Raw genomic sequence first — 8,952 nt, 5'->3', positions numbered from 1 at the left:
GTACTGGATTTTATTTAGTCTCGCGCTCTGGCGCTGTCAACTGTCCCCGACACAACATGGGAACAACGAAAGCTGAACGCTTTATTTGCTCATTCAGTGGGTCCCGCCCTGCGGCGGCGCCGTTTCTGCCTCTTTCCGCGTCACTGCGACATTTTTGCTGCTGCGCAATATAGCGTTCCCATAAAAGACATATTCGTACGCTATTTCAGGGCTATAATTTAGCTCTGGAGAATTGTGCGATGCGATATAAGACGGCATCGGCGGTCACGCGGGCGGAGCGGCTGGGAGAGCTTGGCGGGGCCTGGCGTCAGGCCTGGCTCTCCCCTCTCGACCGGCTCCGGCGCAACCGATCGCGCGCTAGGGAAGCGCCGCGGCGGCGGCTGTCGCTGGCGCTTCAGGGCGGCGGTTCCTTCGGAGCTTTCACCTGGGGCGTGCTGGATCGGCTGATCGAGCAGCGCGGCCTGACGGTCGATGCGCTGAGCGGCACCAGCGCCGGCGCCATCAACGCGGTCATCCTCGCCGACGGGCTGGCCGACGGACCCGACGAGGCCCGCGAGAAGCTGCAGCGATTCTGGAAGCGGGCCAGCGATGCGGCCCTGCTCACGCCGTTCGGTCCCCTGCGCAGCATGGGCGTCACGGGGTCGGCGGCCACCACGCTGGCGCTCTCTACCCAGCTGGTGTCGCCTTATCAGTACAATCCGCTGGGCCTCAACCCCTTGCGCGCCATCCTCGCCGATCTCGTCGATTTCGAGCGGCTGCGCAGGGCTTCGCCGCGGCGCCTGTTCATCGCGGCCACGCACGTCAAGACCGGGCGGCTGCGTTTGTTTCGCGAAACCGAGATCACGCTCGAAATGGTGCTGGCCTCGGCCTGCCTGCCGTTGTTGCATCATGCGATCGAGATCGGAGGCGAGCTCTATTGGGACGGCGGATTGAGCGCCAACCCGCCGTTGCGCCGGCTGGCGATGGAGTCCGGCGCCGACGATCTCATGCTGATCCAGCTCACGCCCGAGCGCCTGAAGGCGATGCCGCAATCCTCGCCCGAGATCGCGCGGCGCGTGAATCAGATCTCCTTCAACAGTCCCCTGCAGACCGAGCTGGGGGCCTTGTCGAGCCTGACGGCGCTCTGCCGGAGCGAGCCGTTCCTGCTGTCGCGCCAAGGACGCAAGCTGCGTCGGTTGCGGCTGCATCGGATCGCCGCCGAAGATGCCGTCGAAGGGCTCGAGCGCAGCAGCGCGCTCGATCTCGACTGGTCGTTCCTGACAAGACTCAAGGAAAGTGGAGGAAAGGCGGCGGAAGCATGGTTGGCGGAACTGCCGACATCGCAGCGGGAATAGCGCGACCGGCTAGCCCCGCGCCCATTGCGCCTGCCGGCGGAGGGAGCGCGGAGAAATTTCGGCCGCGGGCCGCTCGAGCGAGCGCAGCCAGTTCCGGAACAGGATGCGGGCCACGGCACGCCAGCTGTTCAACGGCATTCCGTCCGGATTGTTGCCGGGAAAATAGTTCTCCGGCATCGGAATGGCTTCGCCGGCCGCCAGGTCGCGCCGGTATTCGCGCGCCAGCGTGTCGGCATCATATTCGAAATGGTTGAAGGCATAGACGGCACGGTTTCCTTCATCCTCGATCAGGCAAAGACCCGACTCCGCCGAGGCCATGAGAGGCTGCAGTCCCGATTGCCGGGCGATGTCTTCGACCGAGGATTCGGTATAGCGGGAAACGGGCACGGCGAAGCGCATCGGCAGGCCCTTGGCGAGGGACGATTCCGCCGCGGTGAGGCGATGGTCGAAAAGCCCGAAGAGCTTCGCCGGCAGGGTCTGCTTGCCGACGCCGCGGAAACGATAAAGGGCGGCTTGCGCCGCCCAGCAGACATAGAAACTGCTCTTCGCGTGTCTGCGGGCCCAGTCGAGGATGGGGCAGAGCTCGGGCCAGTAATCGACCGCAGCGAAAGGCAACAGCTCGACCGGCGCGCCAGTCACGATCAGGCCATCGAGGCCTTGAGCCGCGACGGCCTGCCAGGGCCGGTAGAAATCCGCGAGATGCCCGGCCGGTGTGTTGCGCGGCCGGTGCGTCGCCGGCAGGACGAGGACGAGCTCGACGTCTCGCTGTCCCGCTCCCAGCAGCCGCGCGAACTGGGTCTCGGTCACGGGTTTGTCCGGCATCAGATTGACGAGCCCGACCCTGAGGGCTCGTCCACCGGTGCGCGGCGCATCCAGGACCTCGATCCCTTCGGCGCGCAGGATCGCGCTCGCGGGCAGCCCGTCGGGAAGAATGATCGCCATGATTGCCGCTCCGGGGCCGGCAGCTGGCGGGCGGCGTTCCTGCCGCCCGCCAGCCACCTCACGCCGCCGCCGCGAGGCCCGCTGAGACGGCGGCGAAGGCTTGGGTCAGGTCCGCCAGGATATCGTCGATATGCTCGATCCCGACCGAGAGCCGGACATAGCCGGGCGTCACGCCGGTGGCGCCCTGTTCGGCCTCGTTCAATTGCGAGTGCGTGGTGCTCGCCGGATGGATCGCGAGCGAACGCGCATCGCCGATATTGGCGACGTGATAGAAGAGCTTGAGCGCGTCGATGAAGCGCCGGCCCGCCGCCTCGCCGCCCTTGAGCTCGAACCCGACGAGCCCGCCCAGGCCGCCTTTGAGATAGGCCTTGGTCCGCCGCCGCTGCTCCGCGTCGGTGTGGGTCCCCGGGAAGATCACCCGCGTCACCGCGGGATGGTTCTGCAGATAGTTGGCGACCGAGGCCGCGTTGCGCGAATGCTCCCGCATCCGCAAGGGCAGGGTCTCGAGCCCCTGGATGAACTGGAAGGCGTTGAAGGGGCTCATCGACATGCCGAGGTCGCGCTGCAGGGTGACCCGCGCCTTCAGGATATAGGCGATCGGGCCCAGCGGCTTCGCGGCCTGGGTCCAGATCGCGCCGTGATAGCTGGGATCGGGCCGGTTCAGCATCGGGAAGCGGTTGGCATGCTGCTCCCAGTCGAAATTCCCGCCATCGATGATGGCGCCGCCGATCGAGGTGCCATGGCCGCCAATGTATTTTGTCGTCGAATGGACGACGATCGCCGCGCCATGCTCGAACGGCTTGCAGAGCACGGGGGCGGCCGTGTTGTCCATGATCAGCGGCACGCCGAGCGAGCGTCCGATCGACGCCACCTCGCCGATCGGGAACACCGCCAGCTTCGGATTGGGCAGCGTCTCGGCGTAATAGGCGCGCGTGCGCGTGTCGGTGGCGCGCCGGAAGCCTTCGGGATCGGCCGGATCGACGAAGCGCACCGTGATGCCCATGGTCGAGAGCGTGTGGGAGAACAGGTTCCAGGTGCCGCCATAGATGTCCGTCGAGCTGACGATATTGTCGCCCGCATGGCAGATGTTCAGGACCGCCAATGCGGACGCGGCCTGGCCCGAGCTCACGGCCATCGCCGCGACGCCGCCCTCGAGCGCCGCGAGCTTCTGCTCGAGCGCGTCGCAGGTGGGATTCATCAATCGCGAATAGATGTTGCCCAGCTCCTTGAGCGCGAACAGGCCCGCTGCATGCGCGGTGTCGCGGAACTGGTAGGAGGTCGTCTGGCAGATCGGCACGGCCACGGCGCCGGTCGTCGGATCGCTGCGGGGCCCGGCATGCAGCATGAGGGTCTCGGGGTGGGCGATGGTGCTCGTCATGGTCTCTCTCTTCTGGTGGCTGGAGTTGTTTTCGGGAATGCCGCGGGGCACCGCACCGTCAATATCTGAAGTTCGCCGCGCCGACCCGCTGCAGCTCGGCCATGTGTCTTTGCCGGGCGGCGAAGATATGGTCGGCGACGAGCGGATCGACGTAATGCGGATGGGTGAGGGGCGCCATATGGCCGGCGTTCGGAATCTCGGCAAGCCTGGCGCTCGGGATGGCCGCCTCGAGCATCCCGGCGATCCGCCGCGTGCATCCGGGCGACTGCTCGCCGCGAATGATGAGCGTCGGGCGGCGGATCGCCCGGACCGGCGCCAGCGTGCAAGGTTCCTGCGCGACCGCGGCGAAGTTCGCGGCGACACGATGGATCTGGCGGCAGAGCTGGATCTGGCGCGCCGGCTCGAGCCGGGCCCAGCTGCCCTCGCCGTTCCAGAAATCGATGAAGCGCGTCATTCCGATCTCGGGCGCGCCCAGCTCGAGCGCCGCGCGAATCCGGTCTTCGACCGAGGTCACCTCGCGCAGCAGCCGGCGATCGTCCGCGTCGCCGTTGCGCAACAGATAGAAGGCGACGGGCTCGATCAGCGTGAGACTGCGAACCAGCTCCGGACGCGCCATCGCGATCGCGAGTGCGATGACGCCGCCATAGGAGTGGCCGACGATATGGGCCGCAGCGCCCGCCTGCTCGATGAGAGCGATGACCGGACCGGCATCGGCAAGCACGTCGTCTTCGCCGTCGTCAAGTACAGCGGCTGTACCGTAGCCGGGCAGGTCAGGCGTCATGACATGCAGCGAGGGTGCGAGCCAACCGGTCAGACTCTTCCACTGCGCGCCGCTGCTGGCCGAGCTGTGAAGCAGCACGGCCAGCGCGCTGGGACCCGCTTCACTTTGTGTAGCGGGCCTTCGCGTCGAGCTAACGAATGTCATGGTGACGCCGCCGATCGCTGCTAATGCCATGGACCATCGCGCTGATTTCGCCGCGGCCGATGCCGATATCCTTGAGCATGCGGTCATCGAGCATCATCAGATGGCCCGCGGCCCGTTGGCGCTCCCGCCAAGAACGAATCGCCGCGGCGCATCGGCGTATGACAAATCCGAGGGACTGCACGCCACTGTGAACAGACTGTCGGTTGACATCGTGAGTGCTGGCTGACATGGAGTTCTCCAATCGAGGGTGCATAGGAACGTCTCCATAGGGAAACGGTCCCACCCGAGGTCGCTGCGCCGGGGGGCGCGGCGTTTTATGGAGGGGTTTATGGAGTGGGGCCGTCATCGGAGGGTCAGTTCGGCATTGCCGGCGACCCGCGACGCCGTCAATTCGGCGTCAAAAACAAATCACGCGAATGAAAATCCAGGACCGGGAGTGGCGGAGCTGACGCCAAGCCGCCAGATACGATCGGGCGCCTGGACTTCTCGAACATCCTCGGCGCCTCCCGACAGGGGAGCGGAGAATGGACGGGGGACTGACCGGGTGTGCGACTATCGTTTGCAGATACTGGGCGAGCCGTCAGGTATCGACCGCGCCGATGCCGCGATCAATCTGGCCAGCCGGAAATCGCTGGCGCTGCTGGCCTATCTCGCGCTGAACCGGAATCAGCCGCCCTGTCGTGACCGCCTGGTCGATCTGTTCTGGGGCGAACGCTTCGAGCAGCAGGCACGACAGAGCCTGCGCCAGGCTGTCTATGGGCTGCGCCGCGCGCTCGATGTCGACGGGATCAACCCGATCATCACGGCTGGCGAAACGGTGACGCTGGAACCCGCCCTCATCACGGTCGATGTGTGGGAGTTCGAGCGGCTGGCTGTCAGCGAATCACCCGCGGATCTGGAAGCCGCGGCGGCGCTCTATCGCGGGCCGTTGCTCGCCAATCTTCGTCTCCGCGAATCGACCTTCAACGAGTGGCTCGACCTCGAGCGGTCGCGGCTGCGGGAGGTCGCCTGGCAGGTGCTCTATCGCCTGGCAAAGCATTACAAGGGGCATGGCAGGGATGCCGACGCGCTGGCAGCGGTGCAGCGGCTGCTCGATCTCGATCCGCTCAAGGAGAAGTCGCATCGCCTGTTCATGCGCATCCTCGCCAAGCAGGGCGAGCGCGCGCAGGCCCTCCAGCATTACCACCGCCTGAGCGAGCTCCTGCGCCAGGAGCTCGATGTCGAGCCCGACTTCATCACCATGCGGCTCTATGAGGAGATCAAGGCCGCGGGCGAGCCCGCCCGCGCGTCACGGCTGATCGACGAGCAGGACGAGCCCCGGGCGGTTCCCGCGGCCCGCCCCGAGCGCTTCGTCGCGCCGCTCCGGGCCGCGGTCGTGGTGCTGCCCTTCAAGAATGTCGGCGAGACCAGCGAGCTGGAATATCTCGCGGAGGGCATCGCCGACGACATCACCACGGGCCTCTCCTGCTGGCGCTGGTTCCCGGTCATCGGCACCAACTCCAGCCGCTATTACAGCAACAGCATGACCGACCTCGCCGAGATCGGCCGGAATCTCGATGCGCGCTACGCCGTGACCGGCACCATCAGGCCGTCGGGCCAGACCTTGCGCATCCGCGCCGAGCTGACCGATCTCCTGACGCATCACCAGCTCTGGGCGCGGCGCTATGACGTGAACTTCACCGAGATCCTCGCGGTGCAGGACGACCTCGTGGAGAAGATCGTCACCAGCATCGAGCCGCTGGTCGAGCGGGCCGAGCAGGAGCGCTCGTTGCGAAAGCCCGATGGCGACATCACGGCCTGGGACCGGGTGATGCGGGCGAGCCTGCACAAGTCGAAGATGACGCGGGGCGGCATGGAGAAAGCGGTCGAGCTGCTGCATGAGGCGATCGCCATCGACCCCGAGATGAGCATTGCCTGGGCCCGCCTCGCGCAATGCTACTGGTATGACGGCGTCCTCGGCTGGAGCGAGAGCCCGCAGCGGTCGTTCGAGGAGTCCGATCGCTGCGCCAACCGCGCGCTGGCGCTCGACGAGCTCGACTGGATGGCGCATGCCGTGGGCGGCCTCAACGACTTGTGGATGCGCCACGATTATGATGCAAGCCTCGAGCGGACCAACCGTGCGGTGGACATGAATCCGAGCTCGTCCTTCGCGCGCCATGCCGCCGCCTGCTCGCTGGAGTTCGCGGGCCAGCCCAACGACGCCTTGCCACATTTGCGCATCATCATGCGGCTCGATCCGCGCTACTCCAGCAACGCCGCGATGCTGGCGGACATGTCGCTCTGCTATCTGCAACTCGAGCAGTTCGAGGATGCCGCGATCTGCGCGCGCAAGGCGATGTCGGTCCGCCCCGACTATCCGCGGGCCTATCCGCGCTTCGCGGCGGCGGCCGCCCATCTCGGCCAGACCAGCGAGGCGCGCGCCGCCCTCGACGCGCTGCTCGAGCTGCAGCCGGGCTTCTGCGAGGCTTACTTGCGCGAGACCTACCCGTTCCGCCACCGCCACCATTTCGACATCCTGCTCGAGGGCTTGAGGATCGCGGGGTTGGGGAGGTCGTAGAGGAAGGGATCACAAAAGGAACCACGCCCCCTCCCCTTGCGGGAGGGAGTAGGGGGAAGGGTACCTCTGCGAGACACGGTGGAGTGCTTGGCACCCCCCTTCCTAACCTTCCCCCTCAAGGGGGGAAGGGATTAGAAAGCGACGGCGCCTGCAATTCTCATCCCGCCAGGTTCTCGCCCGCCAGCGCGCGCTTCAGCAGCGACTTGGTCTCGTTGAGACCATAGAGCGCGATGAAGCTGCCCATGCGGGGGCCCTGGTCCTGGCCCAGCAGCACCTCATAGAGGCATTTGAACCAGGCGCGCAACTCCGGGAAGGGGTGATGCTTGCCGACCTCATAGACGAGGGTCTGGATCGTCTCGGCATCGGCGCCGGCCGGCAGCTTCTCCAGCTCGGCCAGCAGCTCTTCCAGCGCCTTCGTCTCCATCGCGTCGGGCAGGCGGTACTTCTTGGTCGGCTTCACGAAGTCGCGGTAATAGGCGATCGCATAGCCCGCGAGCTTGTCGAGGAAGGGCGCATTCGCCGCCGACAAGGTCGGCGCATAGCGGGAGATGAAGCCCCACAGCACCGCCTTGTCCTCGGCGTGGCAGACGCTGGCGAGGTTCAGGAGGATGTTGAAGCTCAGGCCCGGCACGGCCGCCGGCGGCTTGCCGTTATGGATATGCCATACCGGGTTTTCGAGCTGCTGCGCCGGCGTCTCGCCCGGGAACTTCTCGAGGAAGGTCAGGTAATCGTCGACCGCGCGCGGGATGACGTCGAAATAGAGCCGCTTGGCCGCGCGGGGCTTCTGATACATGAAGAGCGACAGGCTTTCGGGCGGCGCATAGGTGAGCCATTCCTCGACCGAGAGGCCGTTGCCCTTGGACTTGGAGATCTTCTTGCCCTGCTCGTCGAGGAAGAGTTCGTAATTGAAGCCCTCCGGCGCCGGCGATCCCAGGATGCGGCAGATCTTGCCCGCGAGCTCGACCGACGGGATCAGATCCTTGCCCGACATCTCGTAATCGACCGGGATCGCGTGCCAGCGCATCGCCCAGTCGGGCTTCCATTGAAGTTTGCAGCGACCGCCCGTGACGGGCAGCTCGACCGTACTTCCATCCTCGTCCTTGAAGGTGATGGTGCCGGCCTTCACGTCATGCGAAACGATCGGCACCTGCAGCACGCGGCCAGAGCTTGGGCTGATCGGCAGGAAGGGGCTGTAGCTCTGCGCGCGTTCCTCGCGCAGGGAGGGCAGCATCACCTCCATGATCTCGTCATAGCGCTGCAGCACCTCGAGGAGCGCCTTGTCGAAGCGCCCGCTCTTGTACCAGTCGGTCGAGCTCTGGAACTCGTACTGGAAGCCGAAGCTGTCGAGGAAGCCCCTCAGCATCGCATTGTTGTGATGGCCGAAGCTCTCGAACTTGCCGAAGGGATCGGGGATGACGGTCAGCGGCCGGCCCAGATGCTCGCGCAGCATCTCCTTGTTGGGGACATTGTCCGGCACCTTGCGCAAGCCGTCCATGTCGTCGGAGAAGGCGTAGAGCTTCGTCGGGATATCCGACATGCGCTCGAAGGCGCGCCGCACCATGGTGGTGCGCACGACCTCGCCGAAAGTGCCGATATGCGGCAGGCCCGACGGCCCATAGCCGGTCTCGAGCAGGACGAAGCCTTTGGCGGGTGGTTTGGCGGCATAGCGCGCGACCAGCTTGCGGGCCTCCTCGAAAGGCCACGCCTTCGCCGCCAATGCCAGTTCCCGCTCGCTCGTCATGTCCAGGATCCAAACTTGAGAAAAACCGCCGAAATCCTCGGCCCCCACAGGGCCGGGCGACACTAAGGAGCGGTC

The 8,952-nt window shown here is 66.0% G+C and carries 7 protein-coding genes; 2 read left to right on the top strand and 5 right to left on the bottom strand.

Going from position 1 to position 8,952, the window contains the following annotated elements; translation table 11 throughout:
* Nucleotides 1–239: 239 nt before the first annotated feature.
* A complete protein-coding gene (locus tag ACREE8_RS09555; protein WP_431572754.1) occupies nt 240–1,334 on the top strand; it encodes a patatin-like phospholipase family protein in 1,095 nt (364 codons plus the stop codon).
* 9 nt (nt 1,335–1,343) lie between these two features.
* Here the strand turns inward: ACREE8_RS09555 and ACREE8_RS09550 are convergent, their stop codons facing one another.
* Genes ACREE8_RS09550 through ACREE8_RS09535 form a run of 4 tightly spaced genes read right to left on the bottom strand, consistent with a single transcriptional unit; the run spans nt 1,344 to nt 4,808 of the window.
* Nucleotides 1,344–2,276, bottom strand: coding sequence for a homoserine O-succinyltransferase (locus tag ACREE8_RS09550; protein ID WP_431572753.1), 933 nt, complete (start codon nt 2,274–2,276; stop codon nt 1,344–1,346).
* Between the two features lie 58 nt (nt 2,277–2,334).
* Nucleotides 2,335–3,654 (bottom strand): O-acetylhomoserine aminocarboxypropyltransferase/cysteine synthase family protein, encoded by a 1,320-nt coding sequence (locus tag ACREE8_RS09545; RefSeq protein WP_431572752.1) that lies wholly within the window; start codon nt 3,652–3,654, stop codon nt 2,335–2,337.
* A 58-nt stretch (nt 3,655–3,712) separates the two neighbouring features.
* The gene (locus ACREE8_RS09540) at nt 3,713–4,579 is read right to left on the bottom strand and encodes an alpha/beta fold hydrolase (RefSeq protein WP_431572751.1); all 867 of its coding nucleotides are present in this window, start codon (nt 4,577–4,579) and stop codon (nt 3,713–3,715) included.
* Complete coding sequence (locus ACREE8_RS09535; protein WP_431572750.1) at nt 4,566–4,808, bottom strand: DUF1127 domain-containing protein; 243 nt, start codon at nt 4,806–4,808, stop codon at nt 4,566–4,568. The genes ACREE8_RS09540 and ACREE8_RS09535 overlap by 14 nt, the downstream gene beginning before the upstream one ends.
* Nucleotides 4,809–5,123: 315 nt before the next feature.
* Between ACREE8_RS09535 and ACREE8_RS09530 the strand changes: the two genes are divergently transcribed.
* Nucleotides 5,124–7,136, top strand: coding sequence for a BTAD domain-containing putative transcriptional regulator (locus ACREE8_RS09530; RefSeq protein ID WP_431572749.1), 2,013 nt, complete (start codon nt 5,124–5,126; stop codon nt 7,134–7,136).
* A gap of 157 nt (nt 7,137–7,293) precedes the next feature.
* On the opposite strand, the gene ACREE8_RS09525 is transcribed toward ACREE8_RS09530, so the two are convergent.
* Nucleotides 7,294–8,877: a lysine--tRNA ligase gene (locus ACREE8_RS09525; RefSeq protein ID WP_431572755.1), complete on the bottom strand. Its 1,584-nt coding sequence runs from the start codon at nt 8,875–8,877 to the stop codon at nt 7,294–7,296.
* Between the last annotated feature and the right edge of the window lie 75 nt (nt 8,878–8,952).

This window comes from Hypericibacter sp., assembly GCF_050729195.1.
Classification (GTDB): Bacteria; Pseudomonadota; Alphaproteobacteria; order Dongiales; family Dongiaceae; genus Hypericibacter.
Note: the sequence above shows the minus strand (reverse complement) of the source record. Positions and strands in the feature narration are given on the sequence as shown.